The sequence below is a fragment of the Nesterenkonia sp. HG001 genome (genome assembly GCF_034438835.1).
In the GTDB taxonomy this organism is placed as follows: domain Bacteria; phylum Actinomycetota; class Actinomycetes; order Actinomycetales; family Micrococcaceae; genus Nesterenkonia; species Nesterenkonia xinjiangensis.
In genome coordinates, this window is the sequence record NZ_JAOSZD010000004.1 from 25,900 (window position 1) to 52,115 (window position 26,216).

The following is a 26,216-nucleotide window of genomic DNA, read 5'->3' on the forward strand; positions in this document are numbered from 1 at the left end:
TGTGGCGTCTCGGTGCTCAGCCGTCCAACTGCTGACGCTTGGCGCTGATCACTCCGGTGTCGAAGCCGCCCAGGTGCAGGTTGCCGTGGAAACGGCCGTGCTCGATCTTGATGCACCGGTCCTGCACGGCGTTGATCCCCAGGTCCGTGGCGCGCTGCATGGCCTCCGCGGAGTGGATGCCCAGCTGCACCCACAGCGTCTGGGCGCCCACGGCGGCGGCCTCCTCGGCCAGGGCGGGCAGGTCCGCCGGCTTGCGGAAGGCCACCACGATGTCCGGAGCCTCCGGCAGATCCTGCAGCGAGGCGTAGCCGGGCTCACCCAGCACCTCGGTGATCCGGGGGTTCACGTAGTACAGCTGGTAGGACGAGTCCGAGGTCAGGTAGGTGGCCACGAAGTAGCTGGCCCGGGCGGGCTTGTCGCTCATGCCCACGATCGCCACGGACTTCGCCGCGCGCAGCAGCTGCAGGCGCCGTGCCGCGCCCGGCTCCTCCCACAGCCCGTGCGGGTGCTCGTCACCGGCGGTGGTCTCCGTGTTCGTGCGTGTCTCAGGGGTGGTGGTCATCAGGCCTCGCCTCCGTCGTGTGCCGCACCGCTGGCACCGGCTCCCGCGCGGACGGGGGCCGGGGTCTCCTGCTCGGTGTCCTGCTGGGCGGCCAGGGCACGGTCCAGCGCCTGGTCCAGATCCCAGATGATGTCCTCCACGTCCTCCAGGCCCACCGAGATCCGGATCAGGTCCTGCGGGATCCCGGCGGCGGTCAGCTGAGCCTCGGTGAGCTGCTGGTGCGTGGTGGAGGCCGGGTGCAGCACCAACGTGCGGGCGTCCCCCACATTGGCCAGGTGGCTGGCCAGCTGCAGCTCCTCGATGAAACGGGCACCTGTCTCGCGGCCGCCCTTCACCCCGAAGCTGAACACCGAGGCAGTGCCCAGCGGCAGCAGGTCCTTGGCCCGCTCGTGATGCGGGTGGGAGAGCAGCCCGGAGTAGTTGACGTACTCCACGCGCTCATCGGCCTCGAGCCACTCGGCGACCTTCTGCGCATTGGCCGTGTGCTCCTCCATGCGCTGCGGCAGTGTCTCCACACCCTGGATGAGCTGGAACGCCGCCTGCGGGGTCAGGGAGGGCCCGAAGTCCCGCAGCTGCTCGGCGCGGAGCTTGGTGAGGAAGCCGTACTCGGCAAAGTTCCCCCACCAGGACAGCCCGCCGTAGGACTCCACCGGCTCGGTCATCTGCGGGAACTTCCCGTTGTTCCAGGGGAAGGTGCCCGACTCCACGACGACCCCGCCCAGGGTGGTGCCGTGTCCGCCGAGGAACTTCGTCACCGAGTGGGTGACGATGTCCGCACCGTGCTCGATCGGGCGCAGCAGGTAGGGGGTGGTCAGCGTGGAGTCCACCACCAGCGGGACCCCGTGCTCGTGAGCCACCCCGGCCAGGCCGGGCAGGTCGACGACGTCGCTGCTGGGGTTGGCCACGACCTCGGTGAAGATCAGCTTGGTGTTGTCCTGCAGGGCGGCTTTGAAGTCCTCCGCCTCGTCCGAGTCCACGAAGGTGGTCTCGATGCCGAAACGGCGCAGCGAGACGTCCAGCTGGGTGACCGTGCCGCCGTAGAGCTTCGAGGAGGCCACGATGTGGTCGCCCTGGCCGCACAGCGCCGCGAAGACCAGGAACTCCGCGCTCATTCCCGAGGCGGTCGCCACTGCCCCGATGCCACCCTCCAAGGAGGCCAGGCGCTCCTCCAGGGCGGCCACCGTGGGGTTGCCGATGCGGGAGTAGATGTTGCCGAACTTCTGCAGCGCGAAAAGGTTGGCGGCGTCGTCGGTGTCCTTGAAGACGAAGGAGGTGGACTGGTGGATCGGCACCGCCCGGCTGCCGTAGACGGCATCCGGCACGGCCCCGGCATGCAGGGCCCGGGTGCGGAACCCGAACTGTCGATCGCTCATGGAAGCTCCTGGGTCGAGGGGTGGGTTGATGGATGGTTCAGGGGAGCCGCGGTGTCGCGCTCCTGGCAGATCTGTGCGATCTGCGGCACGCAGTGCTCGTTCTGCAGGCTGGTGGTGTCGCCGAGGGCATCGCCCTCATGCAGCTGGGTCAGCAGTCGGCGCATGATCTTCCCGGAGCGGGTCTTCGGCACCTCCGGCACCGGGATCACCGTGCGCGGTTTCGCCACGGGGCCGATCACCTCTCCCACATGGGAGCGCAGTGCGGTCAGGAGCGCGCTTTCGGCCGCAGCGTCCACCACGCCGTCCTCCCCGGTGAGCCGCGCACGGGCGGGGCCGGTGAGCACCGTGAACGCGACGGCGGCGTGTCCGGTGGTCGCGTCGGGCACGGGGCACACTCCCGCCTCCACCACCTCCGGGTGGGCCACCAGGGCGGACTCGATCTCGATGGTGGAGAGCCGGTGTCCGGAGATGTTGATGACGTCATCGATGCGGCCCAGGATCCAGATGTCGCCGTCGGCGTCACGCTTGGCGCCGTCGCCGGCGAGGAACCAGCCTCGAGCGGCGTGCTTCTCCCAGTAGGAGGTGTAGTACCGCTCCGGGTCGCCCCATACGGTGCGTGCCATGGAAGGGCCCGTGCTGGTCAGCACGATCTCACCCTGGACGTCCTGCGCGACGGGATGGCCCCCGGAGTCAACGACCTCCACCGACACTCCCGGCATCGCCCGCGTCGCGCAGCCCGGTTTGAGCCCGCTGTCCTCCGGGCGAGGGCTGAGCACTGTGGAGCCGGACTCCGACTGCCACCAGGTGTCCACCATCGGGACGGCTGGGGCGCCGTCGTCGTCGAGGGTGTCGCGGCCGAGCTGGGTGCGCAGCCAGGTCCAGGCCTCCGGATTCACGGCCTCGCCCACGGTGCCCAGCAGGCGCAGAGAGGAGAGGTCGTACTCCTCCGGCACGCCCTCGGGGAACCATCCCACCAGGGAGCGCACCAGGGTGGGCGCGGTGTAGTAGGTGGTGACCCGGTGACGCTGGATGATCTCGAAGTGCCGGCCCGGATGCGGGGTGTTCGGAGTGCCCTCGAAGATCACCTGGGTGGCGCCGGCGGCCAGCGGCCCATAGATCTCATAGGTGTGCGCGGTGACCCAGGCCAGGTCGGCGGTGCACCAGTGGACGTCCTGCGCCCGGCGGGCCGGATCAGGGTGGGCGAAGAGCCGCAGGTAGGTGAACAGCGCCCCGGTCAGGTACCCGCCGGTGGTGTGCACCAGGCCCTTGGGCTTCCCCGTGGTGCCGGAGGTGTACATGATGAACAGGTCCTGCTCGGCCTCGAAGAACTCGGGGGTGTGCGCGGTGGAGGCTGTCTCAACGACCTCGTGCCACCACACGTCCCGGCCGATCCCGTCACCGGCGAGGTCTTCGTCGGTCCAGGTGATCTCCGAGCCGGTGCGACGGATGACCAGCACATGGGCGAGGCTGCCGCCCTCTGCCGCAGACAGCCCGGACACGGCCGCATCGGCCTGCTGCTTCACCGGCACGGCCTTCCCGCGGCGGAACTGGCCATCGGTGGTGACCAGCAGCTTGGCGCCGGTGTCCTCCACCCGGAAGCGCAGCGCCTCGGCGGAGAATCCGCCGAAGACCAGCGAATGGACGGCCCCGATGCGGGCACAGGCCAGGGTGATGACCACAGTCTCCACCAGCACCGGCAGGTAGATCACCACTCGGTCTCCGCGGCCCACCCCGAGGGTGGTCAGCGCGTTCGCCGCCTGGTTCACCTTCTGCTGCAGCTGGGCGTAGGTGACGTCTTCTCGGTCCCCCGGCTCGCCTTCGAAATGCAGGGCGACGACGTCTCCGCGCCCGGCGTCGACGTGTCGGTCCACACAGTTCACGGCGGCGTTGAGCGTGCCGCCGTCGAACCAGCGGATGTCCGGGCCGCGGCGGGTGACCGGGTCCGGATCCGTCCAGGAATGGGTGGTGTGCCAGGGGGTCTCCCAGTCCAGCAGGGAGGCGGCCCGGGACCAGAAGCTCAGCCGTTCGGCCTCTGTGGCCGGGTCGGCCCAGCTGTGCACATCGGCGTTCAGAGGGTGCAGCGGCATCGAGTGGTCGATTCGGAGGGATTCTGAGGCGTCTGAGGCCTCGATATCGCTCCGAATTGACCGCTCGATGCGGGGAGTGGTGCTCAGGCCCATGTCTTCAGCGCCTTCCTCTCCACCACGCCCAGCAGGGCGTCGGTGAGCTTGCCCAGCACCGCCAGGAGGATGATCGCCAGCAGGAGCCGGTCGGTGCGTCCGTTGTTCTGCGAATCGGTCAGCAGGAAGCCCAGCCCCATGGAGGAGGCGATGAGTTCGGCGGCCACCAGGAACAGCCAGGCCTGCGCCAGCGCCAGGCGGAGCCCGGAGAACACGCTGGGCACCACCGCAGGCAGCTGGACGGTGACCAGCAGCCGCAGTCCGTGGTAGCCGAACGCGCGGCCGGCCTCCACCAGGTGCGGGTCCACATGGCGCAGCGCGGAATGCACGGCGGTGAAGACCGGGAAGAAGGCGCCGATCGCGATCAGCGTGACCTTCGAGTCCTCGTAGATGCCCATCCACAGGATCAGCAGCGGCACCCATGCCAGCGAGGGGACGGCGCGGAACGCCCCGATGGTGGGGTGCAGCAGGGTGTCGGCGACCTTGGAGAGCCCCAGCACCGAGCCGAGCGCCAGGCCCAGGCCGGCGCCGATGCCGAAGCCGATCAGCACACGCTGCACGGAGATCGCGATGTGCTGGTAGAGCTCGCCGCGTTCGAAGAGCTCCGCCCCGGCGCTGAGCACCGTCTGCGGGGCCGGCAGCTGCACGGCGGAGAACACCCCGGCCGCGGCGACGCCGTACCAGAGACCCAGCAGAGCGATCGGCACCAGCGCGCCGAGCAGGAACCGGCCGCCTGGGATCCGGCGCACCCGAGCCGGGACCCCTGCGCGGGGGCTCTCCGGGCCGGTCACCGGCCGGGGCGCCGAGGAGCCGCGCTCACCGACGACCTGTGCCGGCGCCTCCTCCTGGAAACGGCCCGCCTCGGTCCGGGTCCGGGCATCATCGGGCAGGGTCTGGCTCATCACTCATCATCCTCGATGATGGTCGCCTCGCCTTCGGCTCCCTCTGCCTCGGTGGCCTCACGATTCTCTGCGAACTCCGGGTGGAACAGGCTCTCCAGCGCCTCGTCGATGCTCTCCTGGGTGGAGACGTCCCCGGTGTCCAGGAAGATGGGGCCGACCTCTTCCAGCACGTCGTGCTGGGCCTGGCCCGGGACGGGGTCGACGTCGAAGCTGGAGCGCTCCTGGATGACCGTCTCGGCCACCTCCTGATCGATGTTGCCGTACTCGGCGAGGATCTCCGCGGTCTCCTCGGGGTTCTCCAGCGCCCACTGCCGAGCCTGCTCGTAGACGTCCACGACGGTCTGGGCGACCTCAGGGTGATCCTCGATGAAGGGCTCGGTGGCGTTGATGACGCTGTAGGTGTTGAAGTCCACGTTCCGGTAGAAGAGCTCCTCGCCGTCGGCCTCTGCGCCGGCCATGATCGGGTCCAGACCGGCCCAGGCGTCGACGTCCCCGTTGCCCAGGGCGGACCGTCCGTCGGCGTGCTGGAGGTTCTGGACGTCGACGTCGCTGATCTCCAGGCCGGCCTCCTGCAGGGATTGGACGAGGAAGAAGTAGGGGTCGGTGCCCAGCGTCGCGGCCACGGAAGCGCCGTCCAGATCCTCGACCGAGGAGATCCCGGAATCCGGCGAGGTGACCAGCGCGGCCCACTCGGGCTGGTTCTCGACGAGGATCGTGTGGATCTCGGTGCCGTTGGCCCGGGCCAGCAGCGCCGCAGAGCCGGCGGTGGATCCGATGTCGATGGCCTGGGCGCGCAGCTTCTCGTTGGCGTCGTTGGAGCCGTGGGACTGGATCCACTCGACCTCGGTGCCGGCATCAGCCAGCTCCTCCTCGAGCCAGCCGTGCTCCATCATCACCAGGCTGAGCGGGTTGTAGGTGGCGAAGTCGATGCTGAGGGTCGCCAGTTCGCCGTCAGCGGCGTCGCCGGAGCCCTCGCCCTCCACGCAGCCGGCCGCCATCAGGGTGACGGCGAGGCCGGCGACCGCAGCGCGGGAGGTGCGGCCGATGGTGGCGCGGGCAGGGCTGGGGGAGGTGCTGGTCAGACTGGGCATGTGATGAAGCGGCCTTTCGTGCGGTGTCGGGTGCCGCTCCGTCCGCTTCCCGACCGGCGGACCCGGCAGGGTCCACCCGGCTGGGGCCGGACTGGTGCGGCCGAGCGTGGGTCATCTCCGGAGGCTCCCGGAGCTCGGGGCAGGGGTCAGTGGGCGTGGGCGTCGACGCCGAGGCCGGTGAGCAGCTCGCCGCGCAGGGCGGCCAGCTCGGCGGAGGCGCGATCTCGCGGGCGGCTGCCCGGAACGGTGAGCAGCCGCGAGACGGTGGCCCCCTCGCGGGCAACGCCGGAGGGATCCGGGCCGAGCAGCAGGATGCGGTCGGCGAGCTGCAGAGCCTCGTCGACGTCGTGGGTCACCAGCAGCACCGTGGTGCCGGTCTGGGCGTGGACGTCGAGCAGCAGGTCCTGCATCTTCAGGCGCGTCAGTGCGTCCAGGGCGCCGAAGGGCTCGTCGAGCAGCAGCACTCCGGGGCGGCGGGCCAGGGCCCGGGCCAGCGAGGCGCGTTGGGCCATCCCTCCGGAGATCTCCCGGGGGCGCAGCTGGGCACGGTCGGCCAGGCCGACGAGCTCGAGCAGCTCGTCCACCCGGGCCCGGCCCTCCGCCTTGGACACCGTGCGGGGCAGACCCAGTGAGACGTTGCGATGCACCGAGCGCCACGGCAGCAGGCGCGGCTCCTGGAAGCCGACGGCGGTCCGCTCGTCATAGGTGTGCACCCCGGCGCCGTCGATGACGACCTCGCCGGAGAAGCCGGCGTCGAGGCCGCCCACGGCGCGCAGCAGGGTGGACTTCCCGCAGCCGGAGGCGCCCAGGATGGCGACCACCTCACCGGGGGAGATGTGCAGGTCGACGTCGCGCAGCACGGTGCGGCCGTCGAAGCTGCGTCCCACTCCACGCAGCTGCACGTCCAGCGAGTGGGTGGGCGCGGCGGCGGGGCGGTCCAGCACGGCGGTGCCGCCGGAGTGTGCCGAGGTGTGCAGGTCAGACTCGCGTGCTGCGAGTGTGGGTGCAGAGGAACCCATAGGAATATCTCTCCCATCGATCCTGGCGGTAGCACCTTTTCTGATGCGCCGGGCACAAACGGCCGATCGGCACATCCGAAGGTTGCTGCGGCGTCGTCGAGCCAGATCTCTCAGCCGCTCGGGATGGTGGCAGTTTCAACCCTACGCACAACCGCGCCGCCTGGGCAACGGCGATGTCACAGTATGAGACATCACTGAGACGTCGCCGGAGGAGGGGAGCCGCAGAGGCGCGGCACGGTGCGGCCCGCGGCTCAGGCGTCGGCGTCGAGCGGACCGAGGGCCTTGAACTCGCTCTGATGGAACACCAGCGCCTGCGACCGGTCCTCCACGGCGAGGTCCAGCAGCTCGAGCACGATGATGTCGTGATCACCCGCGCGGACCTGATCGTGGATGCGGGTGGTGAAGGTGACCGGGGCGCCGTCGAGGGTGACCGCACCGCCCTCGCCGGTGGTCACGCGGAGGCCGGTGAAGCGGTTCTCCCGGTCCTTCGAGGCGATCTTCCGGCACAGGGCGGACTGCCCGTGGCCTACCAGGGAGATCCCCAGCTCGGCGCCGGCACCGGCCAGCTTCGGCCAGGTGGTCGAGCTGTGCTGCACCGCCACGGTCACCAGCGGCGGCTCCAGGGACACCCCGACGGTGAACGTGGAGGCGACGAGGCCCTCAGGGCGTCCGTCCACCTCTGCGGCCACCACGACCACCCCCTGGGGAAAGTGGCCGAAGGCCTCACGGAGCTCCAGCGGATCGATGCCGACCAGGCTGGTGGGCACGCGGCGGGCTGCGGCGTCGGCGGTGGTGTGGTGCACGGCGGCCTCCACGGTGATCGGGTGGCTCTCGTCGGTGGCCAGTGCTGTGCTCATGGCTGATCAACTCCCATCGGCCCTGGCGGTAGCACCTTTTCTGAGGCGTCCGCCGGGAGAGGCGGAGCACATCCGAAGGTTGCTGCGGCGTCGTCGAGCCAGATCTCTCGGCCGCTCGGGATGGTTTCGTCGCTCCAGGGTACGCGCGCAGCACAGCACGATCAAAGGGATGTTCGGGGAGTGACACATGGAGACATCAGGACCGGCGACCCGCGCCGTCGCAGATCCGGTGACCTCGCAGATGTCCGTACATTCTTACGCCTCGTGACATGAACTTATCGATGAGATTTGACGAGTGTTCATCGACAGCGCGTAGTCTGGTGCTCGCCACACCATCCAGAGCGACTGAGAGATCTGGCTCGACGACGTCGCAGCAACCTCCCGAGCAGCCACGCCATCACGGCGCGGACCGGGGAACGGTGCTAACGCCAGAGACGATGGAGAATGCCCGATGATCTCACTGCGCCATGTGTCCACGACCTTCCCCGCCGCACGGGGCAAGGACCCCATCCATGCCGTCGACGACGTCAGCCTGGAGATCCCCCGCGGAAGCATCCAGGGCATCATCGGATTCTCCGGGGCCGGCAAGTCCACCCTGCTGCGCAACATCAACCTGCTCGAGCGCCCCACCTCCGGGGAGGTGCGCGTGGGCGGCACGGAGCTCACCGGGCTCGGAGGCGAGGCGCTGCGCCGCGCTCGTCACCAGATCGGCATGATCTTCCAGGGCTTCAACCTCGTGAACAACCTGACCGTCGCGCAGAACGTGGAGCTCTCCCTGAAGTTCGCGGGGGAGAGGGACCGCAGGGTGCGTCGAGAGCGCGCCGCGGAGGCGCTGGAGATCGTCGACATCACCGAGAAGGCGAAGGTCTACCCCGCACAGCTCTCCGGCGGGCAGAAGCAGCGCGTGGCCATCGCCCGCGCGCTGGCCACCCGCCCGGAGGTGCTGCTCTGCGACGAGCCCACCTCGGCCCTGGACCCCATCACCACGGCCACCGTGCTGCAGTACCTCGCCGATGTGAACCGCGAGCTCGGCATCACCGTGGTCATCGTGACCCATGAGATGGAGGTCATCAAGGCCCTGGCCGACCACGTTGCGGTCATGGAGTCCGGCCGAGTGGTCGAGCAGTTCCACGCCGCCGAGCTGCGGCGTGAGGGCTTCGCCCCGCGGACCTCCATCGGTCGCTACCTGGTCAGCGACGGGATCTCCGTGGACCGTCGGGGCGGCGGCGTGCGCGCCGGCTCCGAGCTGCCCGCTGCTGACCCAGGCGCCGATCAAGGTGCCGACCAGGGACCTGGCGCTGATCCGCCGGCGTCCGGGCAGGAAGCCAGGACCGCCTCCGGGCTGGTCGCCGCGACAGCCTCGTCCGAAGGGGGTCCCCGCTGATGGAACGCCTCATCGAGCTGCAGCCCGAGCTGGTCCAGGCCATGCTGGAGACCTTCGTCATGATCGGCGTGGCCATCCCGCTGGCGGTGCTCTTCGGCACCCCGCTGGGGATCTGGCTCTTTCTCCACGCTCCCGGCGGTATCGCCCCGACGCCGCGCACCCACGCGGTGGTCAGCGGAATCGTCAACATGGTTCGGTCCTTCCCGTTCCTGATCCTGCTGATCGCGATCATCCCCTTCACGCGGCTGATCGTGGGCACCACCGTGGGCACCGCGGCGGCGATCGTCCCGCTGACCATCAACGCCATCCCGTACTTCGCCCGGCTGGTGGAGCAGAACATCACTCAGCTCGGCTCCGGGGCCGTGGAGGCCTCCCGTGCCATGGGAGCCACGCGCGGCCAGATCATCCGCAACGTGCTGCTGGTCGACGCCAAGCCGGCGATCATCGGCTCGATCACCATCACCACCGTCAGCTTCATCTCCTACTCGGCCATGGTCGGGCTGGTCGGCGGCGGAGGCATCGGCGACTTCGCCATCCGCTACGGCTACTACCGCTACGAGACCGCCGTGATGATGGTCGCCATCGTGCTGATGATCGCCCTGGTCACCTTCGTCCAGTTCAGCGGCACCCGCGTCGCGCGGCTGACCGACAAGCGCGCCTGACGGCGCCCCTGTCCCATTCCTCCGCAGAACACCTGCACCTCTGAGATGAAAGACTCCACGATGCCCAGCACACTGACGACCTTCGGATCTCCCGGAGTGTCCGGATCGATCACCAGCTCCGGCTCCCTGGCCTCCTCCGGCCTCGCCCGCCGCAGCCTGCTGCTCAGCGGCCTCGCCGCCGTCGGGACCTTCGCCCTGACCTCCTGCGGACTCGCCGAGGCCGTCGGAGAGGATGACCGGACGATCAGCATGATCGTCACCGAGTCGGCACCCTTCCAGGACCCCACCGAGATCGTGAAGGACATCCTCGCCGAGGACGGCTGGACCCTGGAGACCACCTACGTCACCGACATCATCCAGCCCAACCAGGTCGTGGCCCAGGGTGAGTTCGACGCCAACTTCTTCCAGCACTTGGCCTATCTGCGCCAGTTCAACGAGGACAACGGCACCGACGTCGAACCGGCCTTCTCCGTCTACTACGCGCCCAGCGGCATCTTCTCGCTGCAGCATGACAGCATCGAGGATCTGCCCGAGGGCGCCCAGATCGCGCTGGCCGTGGACACCGCCAACAACGGCCGCGGGATCAAGCTGCTCGCCGACGCCGGCGCCATCGAGATCGACGACTCCAAGGACGTCACCGAGCTCTCCCAGCGGGACATCACGGCCAACCCGAAGGACTTCGAGTTCATCGAGGTGGACCAGCAGTCCACCTCCCAGACCCTGCCCGACGTCGACGCCGGCTTCGCCTTCGCCCGGCTGGTGGCCGAGGCTGGTCACGACGTCGACGAGACCGCGCTGATCCTGGAGCAGGACGACGACGTCCGCATCCCCTTCACCTGCGTGGTCGCCGGGGCGCCCGGCTTCCGGGACACGGAGAAGGCCGCCGCCCTGCAGGAGGCCTTCCAGTCCGCGGAGGTCCAGCATTGGTTCGACGAGTACCTCGAGGGATCCCTGGACTTCACCGATGACTTCACCGTCGACTCTGTCGACGCCGTCTGGGAGGACTTCTCCGCATGAGCCACGACCCGATCTCCCGGACCCCCGCTCCCTCCCGACGGCGGGCCCGGCACGGTGCACTGGGCATCGCCGTGCTGGCCGCCGTCGGGAGCCTCACCTCCTGCGGACTGGCCGACGGCGGCGAGGAGGACCGCACCATCAGCATCATCGTCACCGAGTCGGCGCCCTTCCAGGAGCCCACCGAGATCGCCAAGGAGCTGCTGGCCGAGGAAGGCTGGGAGCTGGAGACCACCTACGTCACCGACATCATCCAGCCCAACCAGGTGGTGGCCCAGGGGGAGTACGACGCCAACTTCTTCCAGAACTTCGCCTACCTGAACCAGTTCAATGCCGACCACGGACTGGACATCGAACCGGTCTTCGCCGTCTACGAGGCCCCCGGCGGGCTGTTCTCCACCCAGCATGAGGAGCTGACCGACCTGCCCGACGGAGCCCAGATCGCCCTGCCGGTGGACACGGCCAACAACGGGCGCGGACTGAAGCTCCTCGCGGACGCGGGCCTGCTGGAGATCGACGAGTCGGTCGCCGTCACCGAACTCTCCCAGCGGGACATCCAGGACAACCCGCACGACTTCGAGTTCGTGGAGGTCGACCAGCAGTCCGTGGCGCAGAGCATCGAGGACGTCGACGCCGCCTTCGCCTTCCTGCGGCTGGCCTCCGAGATCGGCCTCGGGCCCGAGGACACCCTCGCGCTAGAAGACGAGGACGTGGCGCTGCCCTTCACCTGTGTGGTCGCCGCCGCCCCGGACTTCGCCGGCACGGAGGCCGCCGAGGCGCTCGAACGGGCCTACCAATTCGAGGAGGTCCGCGACTGGTTCGCTGACTACCTCGACGGCGTGCTCGACCCCGCCTTCGACGTCGATGTCGATGAGGCCTGGGCGGAGCTGGCCGGATGAGTGACCGCCCCACCCGGACCCCGACGGGGGACGGGGACACCAGACTCTCCCGGCGCCGGCTGCTGAGCGGTTCACTGGGCATGGCCGCCCTGGCCGGCGTCGGGAGTCTCACCTCCGGCTGCGGGATCGCCGGCGCACTCGGGAACGACCGCCCCCTGCGGCTGATCGTCACCGAGTCCGCGCCGTTCCAGGAGCCGACGAAGCTCGCTGAGCAGATCCTGGAGCAGGACGGCTGGGACGTCTCGGTCACCTACGTCACCGACATCATCCAGCCCAACCATGCGGTGAGCAACGGCGAGTACGACGTGAACTTCTTCCAGAACATCAGCTACCTGCGGCAGTTCAACGAGGACAACGACCTCGACATCCAGCCGCTGTTCTTCATGTTCGAACAGCCCTCCGGGATCTACTCGGCCTTCCACGACACCCTCGAGGACATCCCTGCCGGAGCGCGCATCGCGCTGCCGGTGGACACCGCGACGAACGGCCGGGGCATCCGGCTGCTGGCCCGCGGGGGACTCATCGAGATCGACGAGTCCACGCATGTGGCCGCCCTCTCGGTGCATGACATCACCGCCAACCCGCTGGACCTGGAGTTCGTGGAGGTGGACCAGCAGTCGGTCGGGCAGATCTACCCGGACGTGGACGCCGTGTTCGGCTTCGCCCGGCTGCTCGCCGAGGTGAACGTCATGCCCGAGGAGGTCCTCATCATGGAGTCCTCCGAGGAGGCGCTGCCCTTCGCCCTGGCGGTCTGCGCCCGCCCTGGCTTCGCCGAGGAGGAGCCTGAGAAGCTCGAGGCGCTGACCAGCGCCTTCCACGACGAGGAGATCGCCGCCTGGTACGGCGACTACCTGGACGGGATCCTCACCCCCGCCTTCGACCGCGACATCCACTCCGCCTGGGAGGACGTGAACAGCCGATGAGCACCACCAACGACACCACCACCGACACCATCACCCACACCGGACCCGCGGCCCGTGAGGCCGCGCTGCCCGGCGCCGAGCTGACCGATCAGCTGCTGCAGACCATCGCCGCCGGCACGGTCCACCGCGAGCTGGAGCGCGAGCTGCCCTTCGAGCCCGTCCGACAGCTCGATGAGGCCCGCTTCGGGGCGCTGCGGGTCCCGCGAGAGTTCGGCGGGCCCGGTGGCACCGTGGAGGACCTGGTCCGGCAGGTGATCCGCCTGGCGGCGGCGGACTCCAACGTGGCACACCTCTACCGCGGACACTTCGGCTTCGTGGACTCTCTGCGCTTCCAGCCCGCCGAGATCCAGCAGGCCTGGTATCCACGCGTCTTGGCCGGCGGCACGGTGGGCAACGCCTCCACCGAGAAGGGCGGCAACGCCCTGGGGACGCTGAACACGGTGCTCACCCAGGACGACGACGGCTGCTGGCGCCTCGACGGGGAGAAGTTCTACTCCACCGGCACCATCTTCTCCGACTACACGCGGGTCTCCGCCTCCCGGGCCGGTCAGGAGGGCCGCCGGTTCGCCGTCGTCGCGACCGACGCGGAGGGTGTGGAGATCATCGACGACTGGGACGGCTTCGGGCAGAAGCTCACCGGCACCGGCACCACCCGGTTCCACGGGACTCCGGTCGAGGACGTCGCGGTGTTGGACCGGGTGCCCGGCTCCCACGAAGCGATCCATGAGGCCGCCTTCTTCCAGCTGTACCTGCTCGCCGTGCAGGTGGGCATCGCCCGTGCCGCCGTCGCCGACGCCGTCGCGCTGGTGGCCAAGCGGACCCGGACCTTCAACACCTCCGGCTCCGGGCAGCTGTTCCGCGAGGACCCGCTGATCCAGCAGATCATCGGCACGATGTCCGCCAAGGCCTTCGCCGCGGAGGCCACCGTGCTGGAGGTCGCCCGGATCCATGACCGCTCTCTGGAAGCGGGCTTCGCCGTGGGTACCCATGAGGCAGCCTTCGAGGACGAGCTGCCGCAGGCCGTCTATGCGGCTGAGATCGCCGTGGAGCAGGCCCAGGTCACCGTCCCGGAGATCGTCATCGGGGTGACCCAGGAGCTGTTCCAGACCGTCGGCGCCTCGGCCACCCTGCGCACCAAAGCCCTGGACCGGCACTGGCGCAACGCCCAGACCATCGCCACCCACAACCCCATCGTCTTCCGTGCCCGGTCCATCGGGGACTGGGAGATCAACGGAACCCTGCCCGAAGGGCTCAACGCGATCGGTGAGGCCACGGGGGCACGACGATGAACACTATGATCTTCAACGCCTTCGACATGCTCGTCCCCGTCCACCAATCGCCGGGGCTGTGGCGCCACCCGGACTCGCGCATCACCCAGTTCGACACCCTCGAGTACTGGACCGAGCTCTCCCGCACGGTGGAGGACGCCGGCTTCTCCTGCCTGTTCCTGGCCGACGTGCCCGGGATCTATGACGTCTACGGCGACAGCGCCGAGGCCGCAGCCCGCGGGGGAGTGCAGTACCCGCTGCTGGACCCGCAGGTGATCGTCCCCGCACTCGCAGCGGCCACCACCCACCTGGGCTTCGGGGTCACAGCCTCGGTGACCTACGAGGCGCCGTACCTGCTGGCCCGGCGCTTCGCCACCCTCGATCACCTCACCGGCGGACGGATCGCCTGGAACATCGTCACAAGCTACCAGGACTCCGCGGCCCGGAACCTCGGGATGCAGGGGCAGATCCCGCATGACGAGCGCTACGACCGCGCCGACGAGTACATGGAGGTCATGTACCGGCTCTTCGAGCACTCGGTGGAGGACGACGCCGTCGTCGCCGACGCCGAGCGGGGAGTGTTCGTGGACCCGGAGAAGGTGCACCCGGTGGCGCACGAGGGCCGCTGGTTCTCGGTGCCCGGGGAGATGCTCACCCACCCGGGGCCGCAGCGCACCCCGCTGCTGTTCCAGGCCGGCTCCTCGTCCCGCGGCCAGCAGTTCGCGGTGGACCACGCCGAGGCGATCTTCGTCATCAGCTCCCGTCCGGAGAAGCTGGCCCAGCAGGTCACCGCCACGCGTGAGGCCCTCGCGGCGGCCGGTCGAGACCCGGAGTCCGTGCAGTTCTTCGCCATGGTGACCATCGTGGTCGCCGAGACCGAGGACCAGGCTCAGGACCGGCTCCAGGAGTATCGCGAGCACGTGGACACCGAGGCCGCGCTCACGCTCTTCGGCGGCTGGACCGGCGTCGACCTCTCCGGGCTTCAGGAGGACGACGTCATCGCCGACGTGCAGACCGAGGCCAACCAGTCCGCGCTGGCCATGTTCACCAAGGACCCCACCCAGCGGTGGACCGTCCGGGACGCCGCGGAGTTCATCTCCATCGGTGGCCGCGGGCCGCTGATCGTCGGGGATCCGACCCAGGTGGTCGACGAGCTCGAACGCTGGCAGCAGATCACCGGAGTGGACGGGTTCAACGTCTCCGCCGCAGTGCGACCGGCCGACTTCGAACGCTTCCGGGATCTGGTCACCCCCGAGCTGCACCGTCGCGGGCTGCTGGCCGAACGGCCGCACGAGCCGGTGACGCTGCGCGAGCAGCTCGGCGGGGCCGGGCCTCACCTGGCCGAGGACCACCCGGCGCGCCGGGCTGTGATCCCGGCTGCGACCCCGGCCGGAGAGGCGCTCGCCCGCTGAGCCGAGCACCACAGAGACTCTCCCGACGTCGGCCCCGTGGTTTCACTGGGCATGGCCGCGTGGCCGGCGTCGGGAGCCTTCATCACGGCTGGATGCGGGCCGAGCGCTCAGAGCTCCTGCCAGATCAACAGGGCCAGATCGCCGGTGTCCGGGTCGATCTCCTGGAATCCGTGCCGGCGGTAGAAGCGGCGGGCGTCCACGTCGGGCGCGTCCACCGGAACCTCCACCAGGTCGGCTCCACCGGCCCGGGCGTCGTCCAGAACCGCCTGGATCAGCAGGCTTCCGAGCCCTGAGGAACGCTGCGCGGGGGCCACGTAGAGCTCATCGAGCAGATCCACCGGGCCGTCGCACCATACGTTCGGACGCCGAGTGACCAGGGCGAGGCCCGCCTGGCGCCCGGAGGCCTGCTCCGCCACCAGCCAGGCGCGGGTCTGCTCCGTGGCGAGCAGCCGCCGCAGCCGGTGGGCCAGCACCGCCGTGCCAGGTGTGGGGGAGCCGAACTCGGTGTTGAAGGCGTCGAGCAGTCGGGCGAGGACGTCAGCGTCCTCCGGTCCCGCCCGCCGCACCTGGGCGCCGTCGTCGTTCATCCCCGGACTTCCCCTCAGCGCCTCACTTCGAGGCGCGGTGCAGGATCTGCTCGATGATGGCGTCGTGGACCATGCGCGGCTGTCCGTAGGCCGGGTAGCGGAACTGCATGAGGTTCGCGTACGGGTTGACGTCCAGGACCACCGCGCCCTCGCCCGACTCCAGGTCAGGGACCAGCAGGTCGACGGCGGCGGCGCTCAGCCCGGGGATGGACCAGAGCCCGTCCACGGCGAGCTCGCGCAGCGTCTCGGGCAGCTCATCGGTCACGTCCACTGCCAGGCCGCCTCCACGAGAGGTGTCGGCGATCTCGGTGAGCCGCTGGATTCGCCCGGACTCCAGCACGGCGTCCCTGGTCAGGCCCATCGGTTCGAGGAACTCGTCGGTGACCTTCGGCTGCCGGGGGCGCAGGTAGGCGTTGTCCCCGCGTCGGCTGATCTCCGCCTCTGCCAGCTCGCCCACCGTGGAGACGCCGTCGCCGACCACATGGAACGGCACCCGCACGATCGCTCCCGCGACCTTCTCTCCCACCACGTAGACACGGACGTCCAGTCCCGGGTGATGCTCCTCGACGATCATCTGATACTTCGAGTCCGCGGTGGCCGAGCGTGAGGCCATCGCCCGCTGCCAGGCCTGGCGCAGCTCCGGCTCGGTGCGCACGGCGGTGCTGATGCCCTTGCCGGCACGCCCGGCGGAGGGCTTCACCGCCACCGGGCCGCCCAGGGCCTTCATGTACTTCACCGCGCGGGAGAACTCGGTCGGGCTGATCGCCCGACCCTGCGGGGTGGGCACCTCCGAGGCCATCAGGTACTTTTTGGTCATCTGCTTCGACCGGGAGACGCGCCGCGCCTGGTGGCTGACCAGGGAAGTGATGATGGAGTCCATCCCACCGATGACCACGCCGGAGAGGAACAGCAGGCGGTTCGAGTCGCTGATCGTCTTGACGGTGATCTTCCTGCGCTTGGCGGCCGCGGCCAGCAGCTGGTCATGCTGGGAGGTGCTGCTCCAGGTGCGCAGCTGATCCGCCCGGGGCTCCACCTGCTCGGCGATGAAGCGTTCGACGACGTCGGCGGAGCCGGAGAGCACTGGTGCGGGCCGCGCCGGGCGGCGTGCGGCGGCCTCGGGCACCGCGTGCTCGGAGGCAGGGCTGACCGCACGGGAGGAGGAGTCAGAGGACATGGCTCTCAGGATATCCTCACCGTGAGGCGGTCAGCAGGATCTGCTCGGCGATCGCCCCGGCCACGTTCCGGGGGCGTCCGTAGGCGGGGAAATGGTGCGGGGTGAGGCTTGCGCCGACGGTGGCCTCCAGCACCACGGCGCCCTCGGTGGTGCCCAGGTCCGGCACCAGCAGGTCGATGCCCGCCGCGTGCAGCCCCGGGATCGACCACAGGGCGTCGACGGCGAGGTCGGCGATCTCCTCGCTGAGCTGATCGGTGACATCCACCGGGATACCCCCAGCGCGGAGGTTCGCCGCCTGGTTCAGGATCACCAGCTGGCCCTCCTCCAGGATGGTGGAGAGCGAGAGTCCCATCGGGTGCAGGTCCTCCCCCCGGACTTCCGGGATGTTCTCGGCCAGGCTGCGGTGGCGCTGGCGTCGGGAGAAGGTGCGTTCCAGCACGGTGCGCAGCTCGGAGGACCCGTCGCCGACCACGTACAGCGGAACTCGCACGATCGCGGAGATGAGCTTGTCCCCGACGACGAACGCCCGCAGGTCCAGGCCGTCGTGGAACAGTTCCACGAGCAGCTTCCTGCTGGGCGCATCCTGGGTCAGCCGGGCCTCCAGGGCCAGCGGCCAGGCGCGCTGCAGATCGTCGGCATTGCTCAGGTGCGTGCTGATCCCGTGCCCGGATCGTCCGGTCACCGGTTTGAGCACCCCCATCCCGGGCAGCGATCCCAGGTACTTGGCGGCCTCGGTGATCTCGTCCTCCCTGAACGTGCGCCCGGCGGGCACAGGAAGCTCCTGGAGCTCGAGGTGGCGTCGGGTCAGCGCCTTGTTGCGGGAGATCCGCCGCGCGTTCGCGCTGACCAGCGTGGTCATCGTGTGGTCCATGCCTCCCACGACGACCCCTCCGAAGAGGAGCACCGAGTTCTTCTCGCCGACGTCGCGGACGCTGACGCTGCGCCGGGCCAGCTCATGCCGCAGCAGCGCCAGGTGCCCGGGGACCTGGGAGACCTCGCGCAGCTCCTCGGCGCGCGGCTCCACCTGATGGGCGATGAACCGCTCCAGAGCGGTGGGGTCCTCACCGAGCACGACGCCGGCCGGCCCGGCATCGGCGTCGGAGGTGACGTCGGTGGTGGCGTCGGAGGTCGACTGCGAGGCGTTCCCGTGGCTGGCCATGCGCACCAGGATATCCCCCGGCCGGGCACATGCACGGCGTCGAAATGTGAAGCGTCCTCCCCGTGCTCCCGGCCTGGACGGTAGAGTGCGAGCCGTACCATCCAGAGCGGCTGAGAGACCTGGCTCTACGACGCCGCAGCAACCCGACCGTCACGGTGACACAGGCGGTCCGGGCCCGGCCCCAGCTCGCGGCATCGCCGTCGGGCGTCCCACGGGGCGGGCTCCGGAGCGCCGGGGTGCTCATGCCAGGACCGATGGAGGACTCCTCTCCTGCGCGCATCCGACGCGCAGGGTGCACTGTCTCGAGTGCTGCATCGGCGAGCCACGAGGAGGAACGCATGACCGACCACCAGATCCAGCCGCCGACGACGCCCGCCGGGCGACGCGAGATCCTGTTCAACGCCTTCGACATGAACTGCGTGGTGCACCAGTCTCCCGGGCTGTGGCGCCACCCGGAGGACCGCGCTCGGGAGTACAACACGCTCAGGTATTGGACCGACGTCGCCCAGATCCTCGAGAAGGGCCTCTTCGACGGCCTGTTCATCGCTGACGTGCTGGGCCCTTATGACGTCTTCGCCGCCGACCCCGACGCCGCCCTCCATTCCGGGGCCCAGGTTCCGGTGAACGACCCGTTCCTGCTGGTCTCCGCGATGGCCGCTGTCACCGAGAACCTCGGCTTCGGGCTCACCGCCGGCACAGCCTACGAGCACCCGTACCCGTTCGCCCGCCGACTGGGCACCCTGGACCACCTCACCGGGGGCCGTGTCGGGTGGAACGTGGTCACCGGTTACCTGCCCTCGGCGGCGCAGAACATGGGCCAGGACGATCAGCTGGAGCACGACGCCCGCTACGACCACGCCGACGAGTACATGGACGTGGTCTACAAGCTGCTGGAGGGCTCCTGGGAGGACGACGCCGTCGTCGCGGACAAGTCCACCGGCGTGTTCACCGATGCCTCCAAAGTGCACCGGATCGAGCATGAGGGCCAGCATTTCAAGACTCCGGGCATCTCCGTGGTGGAGCCTTCTCCGCAGCGGATGCCGGTGGTCTACCAGGCTGGGGCCTCCACCCGTGGACGCGCCTTCGCCGGCAAGCACGCCGAGGCCGTGTTCATCAATTCGCCGACCAAGGAGCTGACCCGCCAGTCGGTGCAGCGGATCCGCCAGAGCGTGGTCGACGCCGGCCGGGACCCCTACAGCGTGCGCATCTTCGCCATGCAGACAGTGGTCACCGGAGCCGACGACGCCGCTGCGCAGGCCAAGTATGAGGAGCTCACCCGGTACATCGATCCGATCGGCGGCCTGGTGCTGATGTCGGGGTGGATGGGTCTGGACCTGAGCCAGTTCGACCTCGACCAGCCGATCGGGGATGTGGAGTCCAATGCGATCCAGTCCACGGTGGAGACCTTCCAGAAGGCCTCCGGTCGGGAGGGGGAGCCGTGGACCGTGCGGCAGCTGGCCGAGTGGGTCGGCGTCGGAGGGTTCGGCCCGGTGATCGTCGGCGGTGGCGAGTCTGCGGCCCGGCAGCTGGCCGAGTGGCAGGACGAGACCGACATCGACGGGTTCAACCTGGCGTACCACATCACCCCGGGGACCTTCGAGGACATCGTGGAGTTCGTGGTCCCGGAGCTGCAGAAGCTGGGCCGGTACAAGACCGAGTACGCCCCGGGAACCCTGCGGAACAAGCTCTTCGGCGCTGGGGATCACCTGCCGGAGCGCCACCACGGCGCACAGTTCCAGCTGCGCCGTCGCCACACCGCGCAGGTCTGAGGCTCCGCCTCCCCACGCCGGAGTCAACGCGTCGGGCGGGGGAGGCGGGTCGGAGAGGCCCGGTCCCGGTCAGCCGCCCTCGCGGGTGCCGGGGCTGCCACCCTCCTGCGCCCAGTCGCTGCCGTCCTTCTCGGTGCTCAGCCCGGGGTCGCTGTCGACGTCGCCATGGCTGGTGGGGACGGTCTCCGGGGCGTGGAACTCCTCGTCGAAGATCTCCGTCGCCTCGGCGGTGCCCTGTTTGACGGCCTCCGCGGCCGCGGTGGCGGCGCGCTTGGCCGTCTCGGCGACATCCTGGGCCACCTTGCTGGCAGTGTCCGTCGCCGAGGCGACGCCGTCCTGGATCTTCTCCTGCAGGTCGGGGTCGTTCCAGGCCTCCGAGGCGGACCTGCGCGCCTTCTCGAAGCCTTCCCTGCCGGTCTTCGTGCCGATCACATAGCCCACGGCCATGCCGACACCCAGTGAGAGCAGTCCCATCGTCAACTCCTTCGCTCCGTCATGACCTTGGTCGGTGCGGGGAGGAGATGCCGGTCTCGGCGTCGTGCGTGTCGTGCGTGCCGATCCGGCGGCCCTCCGGCCCCGCCGGTCCTTCGAAACTACTGGCGAGGGCGGGGTCGTGTCACCAGGTCACGACCCGGATCCGACCCGGATTCGACCCTGACACCACCCTGATCAGCCTGCGCCGAGAGCCCTGTGATCCCTGATGGGATCCACGGTGGGGTCCTCGGTGGGGTCCTCGGTGGGGTCCTCGGTGCCGTCCGGGCCCGTGCGCCTCAGAAGCTGCCGACGGCGAGCACCACCGGGATGAGTGCGGCGGTCACCAGCACGGGGATCACCAGGGAGACCACCCCGACGTCCTTATAGGACTCTCGGTGGGTCATCCCGCAGACGATGATCAGCGTGATCACCGCGCCGTTGTGCGGCATCGAGTCCAGCCCGCCGGAGGCCATGGCGGTGATCCGGTGCATCGCCTCCAGGCTGATCCCCTGGTCCACCGCGAGGTCGCGCAGCTCCTCACCCAGCGCGTTGAGCGCGATCGTCATCCCGCCGGAGGCCGAGCCGGTCACCCCGGAGATGGTTGAGGTCGACAGCGCCGAGGCCACCAGGGCATTCTCGCTGACGCCGAAGATGCCGTCGCGGATCACCATGAAGGCTGCCAGGGAGGCGACGACGGCGCCGTACCCGACCTCGGAGGCGGTGTTGAAGATCGGCAGCAGTGCGTTGCGCGCCCCGTCGGTGATCCCACGTAGGATCCAGCGCAGATGACGGACGTTCATCAGCAGGATCACCACGATCGCACCGGCCAGCGCACACAGCACCGCCCAGGACCCGGTCCGGTCATCCAGCCCGATCCCTCCGTACTTGTCCTCCTGCAGGTGCCCCCAGTCCATCGCAGGGAACAGCAGCATCGTGCAGCCGAAGTTGAGGGCGAAGACCAGCAGCACCGGGATGAAGGGGAAGACATGGTTCGGCGGGGTGAGCATGCCGGGCGTGCCCGTCGGGGCCGGAGAGGTGCTGTCGGTCGTGTGGGCAACTGCGGCACCCGGCCCGTGCGAGGTCCTCGTCTGCCCGGCGGAGGAGCCCGGGGACGATCCATCACCCACCGACATCTCCGCGGCGCCCGCACCCATGTCCGCACCTGCGCCGTTGCGCAGCTCCAGGGCGGTGGGATCGGTGAAGTGCTCGCCGCGTGCCGCGAGCTGCCGTTTCCGATGCTCCAGCCATAGCATGCCCAGGATGAAGATGACCGTCCCTCCCAGAATGCCCACCCCCGGCGCGGCGAAGGTGTTCGTCTGGAACGCCTGCCCGGGGATGATGTTCTGCACCTGCGGAGAACCCGGCAGCGCCGTCATGGTGAAGGTGAGCATGCCATGGGCGATGGCGCCGGGGATCAGCCGCCGCGGAATGTCCGCGGCGCGGAACAGCTCCCTGGCCAGCGGGAACATCACGAAGACCACCACGAAGACGCTGATTCCGCCGTAGGTCAGCAGGGCGGTGGTCAGCACGGTGGCCAGCAGCGCCCGGTTCGGGCCCAGCCATCGGGTGACGACCCGAGCGATGTCGGTGGCATATCCCGCCATCGTCATGAGCTTCCCGAAGATCGCTCCGGTGAGGAACATCGGGAAGTACTGACCGATGAAGTTCGCCAGCGCCGGCATGAAGATCTCGGTGTAGTTGGCCAGGATCGGCGCACCGGAGAACACCATCGCCACCAGTGCGGAGATCGGGGCAGCCACCACGATCGTCACTCCGCGATAGGCCAGGGTGATCAGCAGCACCAGCGAGACGAGGATGCCGACGAGTCCGAGGGTCACAGGTTCTCCCGAGGGTCAGGGTCCGGGCACGTTCTCGCCCCGCCAGGCAGGGTCGGGAACGCGCGCCGGACGGGTCAATGGGTGGGGAAGCCCAGGCTGATCTGCGACTCGCTGGGCTCGGGCCAGCGGCTGCTGACCACCTTGCGGCGGGTGTAGAAGTTGAACGCCTCCGGGCCGTACATGTGGGTGTCGCCGAACAGCGAGTCCTTCCAGCCGCCGAAGCTGAAGGCGCCCACCGGCACCGGGATCGGCACATTGACCCCGACCATGCCGACCTCGATGTCGAACTCGAACTCACGGGCGGTCTTGCCGTCGCGGGTGAACACCGCAGTGCCGTTGGCGTATCGGCTGGCGTTGATCAGGTCGACGGCGGCGTCGTAGCTGTCCACGCGCACCACGGAGAGCACCGGGCCGAAGATTTCGTCGTCGTAGACCTTCATGCCGGGGGTGACGTGGTCGATCAGTGAGGCACCGATGAAGTACCCCTCGCCGTCGAACGTCTGCTCGCGGCCGTCGAGCACCACGGTGGCCCCCTCTGCGGTGGCGCCTGCCACATAACCGGTGACCCGTTCCAGGGCTTCAGGAGTGATCAGCGGGCCCATCTCGGACGCCGGGTCGGCCCCGTCGCCGATGCTCAGCCCCTGGGCTCGGGAGCGGATCCGCTCGACCAGGCCGTCGGCGACGTCTCCGACGGCGACCACCACCGAGATCGCCATGCAGCGTTCCCCGGCGGAGCCGTAGGCCGCAGAGACCGCGGCGTCGGCGGCGGAGTCCAGGTCGGCGTCGGGCATGACCACCATGTGGTTCTTCGCCCCGCCGAGCGCCTGGACCCGTTTCCCATGGACCGCACTGGTGGCGTAGATGTGCTTGGCGATCGGCGTGGAGCCCACGAAGGACACCGCCGAGATCTCCGGGTGGACCAGGAGCTCGTCCACGGCCTCCTTGTCCCCGTGGACCACGTTGAGGATGCCGTCGGGCAGCCCGGCGTCGCGGAAGGCCTGCGCGATCAGCAGCGAGGCCGAGGGGTCGCGCTCGGAGGGCTTGAGGATCACCGCGTTGCCAGCGGCGATGGCGGTGGTGACCATCCAGAGCGGGACCATCACCGGGAAGTTGAAGGGGGTGATGCAGGCGACGACCCCCAGCGGCTGGCGCACCTGGTGGACGTCCACGCCGGTGGAGACCTGCTCCGCGTACTCGCCCTTGAGGTGATGCATCAGCCCGGTGCAGAAATCCACGTTCTCGAGTCCGCGGGTGATCTCGCCGTCGGCGTCGGAGAGCACCTTGCCGTGCTCGGCGGTGATCGTGGCCGCCAGCTCGGCCCGCCGCTCCTCGAGGATCTGCCGGGCGCGGAACATGATCTGGGTCCGTCGGGACAGCCCGGTCCGCCGCCAGGCCTGCTGCGCCTCGGCGGCGACGACGACGGCGGCGCGGACCTGGTCCGCGTCGGCCAGTGCGAGTCGCCCGGTCTCCCGTCCCGTGGCCGGATTGCGGACCGGGGAGTGACGTTGGCCCGCAGAGATGGTCTCGCCGCCGATGTGGTGCCCGATGACGGGCAGCTCGCCGTCGATGCCGCGGGCGGCTCCGGTGGGAGAGCCGGCGGGGGAGGAAGGTGTCATGGTGGTCAGGCCTTTCCGGTCTGGGCCGCGGGTGCGGCCTGAGCTGTGCTGGATGATGAGCTGGACGGGGTCGTGGAGGTGCCGCTGCCGTCCCAGCCGGGGGCGCCGCCGTCGGGGGAGGAGTACTTCACGATCAGCGAGCAGTCCTTGTCCGCGAAGCCTTCGTCGATGAGCTGCTCGAACCTCTGCTGGGCCAGCTGGGCGGCCTGCAGCTTCACTCCGGTCCTCTCCCCGGCATCGAGGGCCAGGCTGACGTCCTTGAGCGCCAGATCGGCGCGGAAGGTGGCGTCATAGTTCCGGTTGGCGGCCGAGGACTCCACGATCCCGGGCATCGGGTACCAGGTCTGCTGCGCCCAGGAGCGCCCGGAGGAGACCGAGGCGATCTCCCAGAAGACCTTCGGGTCCAGGCTGAGCTGCTCGGCCAGCTGGGACCCTTCCGAGGCGGCCATCAGATCGATGAACAGCATCATGTTGTTGCAGATCTTCGCGGCGATGCCGGCGGTGGCCGCCCCGGCGGCGATGATCGTGCCGGCCATCGGCTGGATGTGCGCGGTGGCCTCCCGCACGGCCTCGTCCTCGCCGCCGACCATGAAGGCCAGGGTGGCGGCGGTCGCTCCGGAGATGCCTCCGGAGACCGGGGCGTCCACGAAGCGGAATCCGTGCTGTGCGGAGAGGTCATGGCAGTGCTGGGAGGTCTCGACGTCCACGGTGGAGGAGTCCACCAGCAGCGTGCGGGTCTCAGCAGTGGCCCAGATGCCGTCCTCCGCGCCGAAGACCGCGCGGACGTGCTCGCCGCGGGGGAGCATGGTGAACACGACGTCGGCGCCGGCAACGACCTCGGCGATGCTGCCCACGGTCTCCACGCCGTGCGCGGCGGCCTCGGAGACCGCCTCGGAGTCCAGGTCGAAGCCCCGGACCGTGTGGCCGGCGGCCACCAGGTTCCTCGTCATCGGCCCGCCCATGTTTCCCAGTCCGATCCATCCGTATACGGCCATGTGTTCCTCCTCGAGTGGCGGGCACCCCGCAGGGCGGGTATGTGTCGTGGATCACACTAGGAGTCTGAAGTCTCGACTTCAATGCACGAGGGAGCGGCAAGATTGCACGACCGATGTGCGTTGGTGCACACTCGGGCATGCGTGACCAGCAGGCCGCGGAGCCGCCGCACCAGCACCTCGAGCCCCTGATGACCTTCCTGCACGTGGCCCGGCTGGGCCGCTACACCGCCGCCGCCGACGTGCTGCGGGTCAACCACTCCACGGTCTCCCGGCGCATCGCCGCGCTGGAGCGCTCGCTCGGCGGCCGTGTGCTGGCGCGCACCCCCTCCGGCTGGGAGGTCACGGCCCTGGGGCAGCGGGTCCTGGCCGCGGCCGAGCGGGTGGAGGACGCCCTGGCCTCGCTGTCCGGCGACGGGGAGCAGGCCGGTCGGATCTCCGGAGTGGTCCGCCTCGGCTCCCCGGATGCCTTCGCCGTCCACGTGGCGACCCCGGCGCTGGCGGGGCTGCAGCGTGCCAGCCCGAACCTCGCCATCGAGCTCATCAGCGCCACCCAACGGGCCCGGCAGACCCGCTCGGGACTGGACCTGGAGATCGTGGTCGGTCGGCCGCAGGTCCACCGGGCCCAGGCGGAGCTGGTGATGGACTACGCCCTGGGCCTCTACGCCACCGAGGACTACCTGCAGCGGCACGGCCGGCCGCGCAGCATCGCTGAGCTGGCCGGACATCGGCTCAACTACTATGTCGAAGCCGTGCTGACCATCGACGACCTGGACCGGGCCACCGAGGCGCTTCCCGCCATGCGCCGAGGCATCGCCTCCACCAATGTGCTCTCCCACGTCACCGCCACCACCGCGGGGGCCGGTGTCGGGCTGCTGCCCAACTATGTGGCCGACCATGAGCCTCGGCTGCGGAGGCTGCTCGCTGAGGAGTACGCCCACGACCTGTCGTACTGGGCGGTCGGTCGACAGGAGGCGCTGCGCAACCCCGCGGTGCAGGCTGTCTATGCCGCGCTGCGCCAGCGCGGTCAGCGCATGGAGGACGAGCTGAGCCGCTGACGC

23 protein-coding genes and 3 riboswitches are annotated in these 26,216 nt (G+C 69.6%); of the genes, 9 read left to right on the forward strand and 14 right to left on the reverse strand.

The window, feature by feature from the left end:
• Positions 1-16: 16 nt before the first annotated feature.
• The 7 genes from ODE13_RS07765 to ODE13_RS07795 all read right to left on the reverse strand — a co-directional run bounded on the left by ODE13_RS07765 (position 17) and on the right by ODE13_RS07795 (position 7,984).
• Positions 17-562: a CoA-binding protein gene (locus tag ODE13_RS07765; RefSeq protein WP_322478757.1), complete on the reverse strand. Its 546-nt coding sequence runs from the start codon at positions 560-562 to the stop codon at positions 17-19.
• A complete protein-coding gene (locus ODE13_RS07770) occupies positions 562-1,935 on the reverse strand; it encodes an O-acetylhomoserine aminocarboxypropyltransferase/cysteine synthase family protein (protein WP_322478758.1) in 1,374 nt (457 codons plus the stop codon). Before ODE13_RS07770 ends, ODE13_RS07765 begins: the two co-directional genes overlap by 1 nt.
• Positions 1,932-4,022, reverse strand: a complete 2,091-nt coding sequence (acs, locus tag ODE13_RS07775; RefSeq protein ID WP_322478759.1) for an acetate--CoA ligase — start codon at positions 4,020-4,022, stop codon at positions 1,932-1,934. Before acs ends, ODE13_RS07770 begins: the two co-directional genes overlap by 4 nt.
• An 83-nt stretch (positions 4,023-4,105) precedes the next feature.
• Positions 4,106-5,017, reverse strand: a complete 912-nt coding sequence (locus ODE13_RS07780; RefSeq protein WP_322478760.1) for an ABC transporter permease — start codon at positions 5,015-5,017, stop codon at positions 4,106-4,108.
• The gene (locus tag ODE13_RS07785) at positions 5,017-6,108 is read right to left on the reverse strand and encodes an aliphatic sulfonate ABC transporter substrate-binding protein (RefSeq protein ID WP_322478761.1); all 1,092 of its coding nucleotides are present in this window, start codon (positions 6,106-6,108) and stop codon (positions 5,017-5,019) included. Before ODE13_RS07785 ends, ODE13_RS07780 begins: the two co-directional genes overlap by 1 nt.
• 146 nt (positions 6,109-6,254) lie before the next feature.
• Positions 6,255-7,127: an ABC transporter ATP-binding protein gene (locus ODE13_RS07790; protein ID WP_322478762.1), complete on the reverse strand. Its 873-nt coding sequence runs from the start codon at positions 7,125-7,127 to the stop codon at positions 6,255-6,257.
• A gap of 10 nt (positions 7,128-7,137) precedes the next feature.
• A riboswitch (SAM riboswitch) is annotated at positions 7,138-7,257 on the reverse strand.
• A gap of 121 nt (positions 7,258-7,378) precedes the next feature.
• Positions 7,379-7,984: a flavin reductase family protein gene (locus ODE13_RS07795; protein ID WP_322478763.1), complete on the reverse strand. Its 606-nt coding sequence runs from the start codon at positions 7,982-7,984 to the stop codon at positions 7,379-7,381.
• A gap of 10 nt (positions 7,985-7,994) precedes the next feature.
• A riboswitch (SAM riboswitch) is annotated at positions 7,995-8,111 on the reverse strand.
• A 202-nt stretch (positions 8,112-8,313) separates the two neighbouring features.
• Positions 8,314-8,428: riboswitch (SAM riboswitch) on the forward strand.
• Positions 8,429-8,435: 7 nt separating this feature from the next.
• On the opposite strand from ODE13_RS07795, the gene ODE13_RS07800 reads away from it, so the two are divergent.
• From ODE13_RS07800 to ODE13_RS07830, 7 genes are read left to right on the forward strand one after another with little or no spacing between them, the layout of a single operon-like run.
• Positions 8,436-9,368, forward strand: coding sequence for a methionine ABC transporter ATP-binding protein (locus tag ODE13_RS07800; protein WP_322478764.1), 933 nt, complete (start codon positions 8,436-8,438; stop codon positions 9,366-9,368).
• Positions 9,368-10,030 (forward strand): methionine ABC transporter permease, encoded by a 663-nt coding sequence (locus tag ODE13_RS07805; RefSeq protein WP_179541762.1) that lies wholly within the window; start codon positions 9,368-9,370, stop codon positions 10,028-10,030. The genes ODE13_RS07800 and ODE13_RS07805 overlap by 1 nt, the downstream gene beginning before the upstream one ends.
• 60 nt (positions 10,031-10,090) lie before the next feature.
• Positions 10,091-11,047 (forward strand): MetQ/NlpA family ABC transporter substrate-binding protein, encoded by a 957-nt coding sequence (locus ODE13_RS07810; RefSeq protein ID WP_322478765.1) that lies wholly within the window; start codon positions 10,091-10,093, stop codon positions 11,045-11,047.
• Entirely contained in the window at positions 11,044-11,943 is a 900-nt protein-coding gene (locus ODE13_RS07815) for a MetQ/NlpA family ABC transporter substrate-binding protein (protein ID WP_322478766.1), read from the forward strand. The genes ODE13_RS07810 and ODE13_RS07815 overlap by 4 nt, the downstream gene beginning before the upstream one ends.
• The gene (locus ODE13_RS07820) at positions 11,940-12,866 is read left to right on the forward strand and encodes a MetQ/NlpA family ABC transporter substrate-binding protein (protein ID WP_322478767.1); all 927 of its coding nucleotides are present in this window, start codon (positions 11,940-11,942) and stop codon (positions 12,864-12,866) included. The genes ODE13_RS07815 and ODE13_RS07820 overlap by 4 nt, the downstream gene beginning before the upstream one ends.
• On the forward strand, positions 12,863-14,155 hold the full coding sequence (locus ODE13_RS07825) for an acyl-CoA dehydrogenase family protein (protein WP_322478768.1): 1,293 nt from the start codon (positions 12,863-12,865) through the stop codon (positions 14,153-14,155). The genes ODE13_RS07820 and ODE13_RS07825 overlap by 4 nt, the downstream gene beginning before the upstream one ends.
• Positions 14,152-15,546, forward strand: coding sequence for an LLM class flavin-dependent oxidoreductase (locus ODE13_RS07830; RefSeq protein ID WP_322478769.1), 1,395 nt, complete (start codon positions 14,152-14,154; stop codon positions 15,544-15,546). The genes ODE13_RS07825 and ODE13_RS07830 overlap by 4 nt, the downstream gene beginning before the upstream one ends.
• 107 nt (positions 15,547-15,653) lie before the next feature.
• Here the strand turns inward: ODE13_RS07830 and ODE13_RS07835 are convergent, their stop codons facing one another.
• Genes ODE13_RS07835 through ODE13_RS07845 form a run of 3 tightly spaced genes read right to left on the reverse strand, consistent with a single transcriptional unit; the run spans position 15,654 to position 18,466 of the window.
• On the reverse strand, positions 15,654-16,133 hold the full coding sequence (locus tag ODE13_RS07835) for a GNAT family N-acetyltransferase (RefSeq protein WP_322478770.1): 480 nt from the start codon (positions 16,131-16,133) through the stop codon (positions 15,654-15,656).
• Positions 16,134-16,155: 22 nt separating this feature from the next.
• Complete coding sequence (locus ODE13_RS07840; RefSeq protein ID WP_322478771.1) at positions 16,156-17,307, reverse strand: hypothetical protein; 1,152 nt, start codon at positions 17,305-17,307, stop codon at positions 16,156-16,158.
• 16 nt (positions 17,308-17,323) lie between these two features.
• Positions 17,324-18,466: a hypothetical protein gene (locus tag ODE13_RS07845; protein ID WP_322478772.1), complete on the reverse strand. Its 1,143-nt coding sequence runs from the start codon at positions 18,464-18,466 to the stop codon at positions 17,324-17,326.
• A 338-nt stretch (positions 18,467-18,804) separates the two neighbouring features.
• Between ODE13_RS07845 and ODE13_RS07850 the strand changes: the two genes are divergently transcribed.
• A complete protein-coding gene (locus tag ODE13_RS07850; RefSeq protein WP_322478773.1) occupies positions 18,805-20,235 on the forward strand; it encodes an LLM class flavin-dependent oxidoreductase in 1,431 nt (476 codons plus the stop codon).
• Positions 20,236-20,304: 69 nt separating this feature from the next.
• Here the strand turns inward: ODE13_RS07850 and ODE13_RS07855 are convergent, their stop codons facing one another.
• The 4 genes from ODE13_RS07855 to mmsB form a co-directional block, all read right to left on the reverse strand.
• Positions 20,305-20,709: a hypothetical protein gene (locus tag ODE13_RS07855; protein WP_322478774.1), complete on the reverse strand. Its 405-nt coding sequence runs from the start codon at positions 20,707-20,709 to the stop codon at positions 20,305-20,307.
• Positions 20,710-21,005: 296 nt separating this feature from the next.
• Positions 21,006-22,547, reverse strand: a complete 1,542-nt coding sequence (locus ODE13_RS07860; RefSeq protein WP_322478775.1) for a GntP family permease — start codon at positions 22,545-22,547, stop codon at positions 21,006-21,008.
• A 74-nt stretch (positions 22,548-22,621) separates the two neighbouring features.
• On the reverse strand, positions 22,622-24,163 hold the full coding sequence (locus tag ODE13_RS07865) for a CoA-acylating methylmalonate-semialdehyde dehydrogenase (protein ID WP_322478776.1): 1,542 nt from the start codon (positions 24,161-24,163) through the stop codon (positions 22,622-22,624).
• A 5-nt stretch (positions 24,164-24,168) separates the two neighbouring features.
• Complete coding sequence (gene mmsB, locus ODE13_RS07870) at positions 24,169-25,158, reverse strand: 3-hydroxyisobutyrate dehydrogenase (RefSeq protein WP_322478777.1); 990 nt, start codon at positions 25,156-25,158, stop codon at positions 24,169-24,171.
• Positions 25,159-25,295: 137 nt separating this feature from the next.
• On the opposite strand from mmsB, the gene ODE13_RS07875 reads away from it, so the two are divergent.
• Complete coding sequence (locus tag ODE13_RS07875) at positions 25,296-26,213, forward strand: LysR family transcriptional regulator (RefSeq protein WP_322478778.1); 918 nt, start codon at positions 25,296-25,298, stop codon at positions 26,211-26,213.
• The last annotated feature ends 3 nt before the right edge of the window (positions 26,214-26,216 follow it).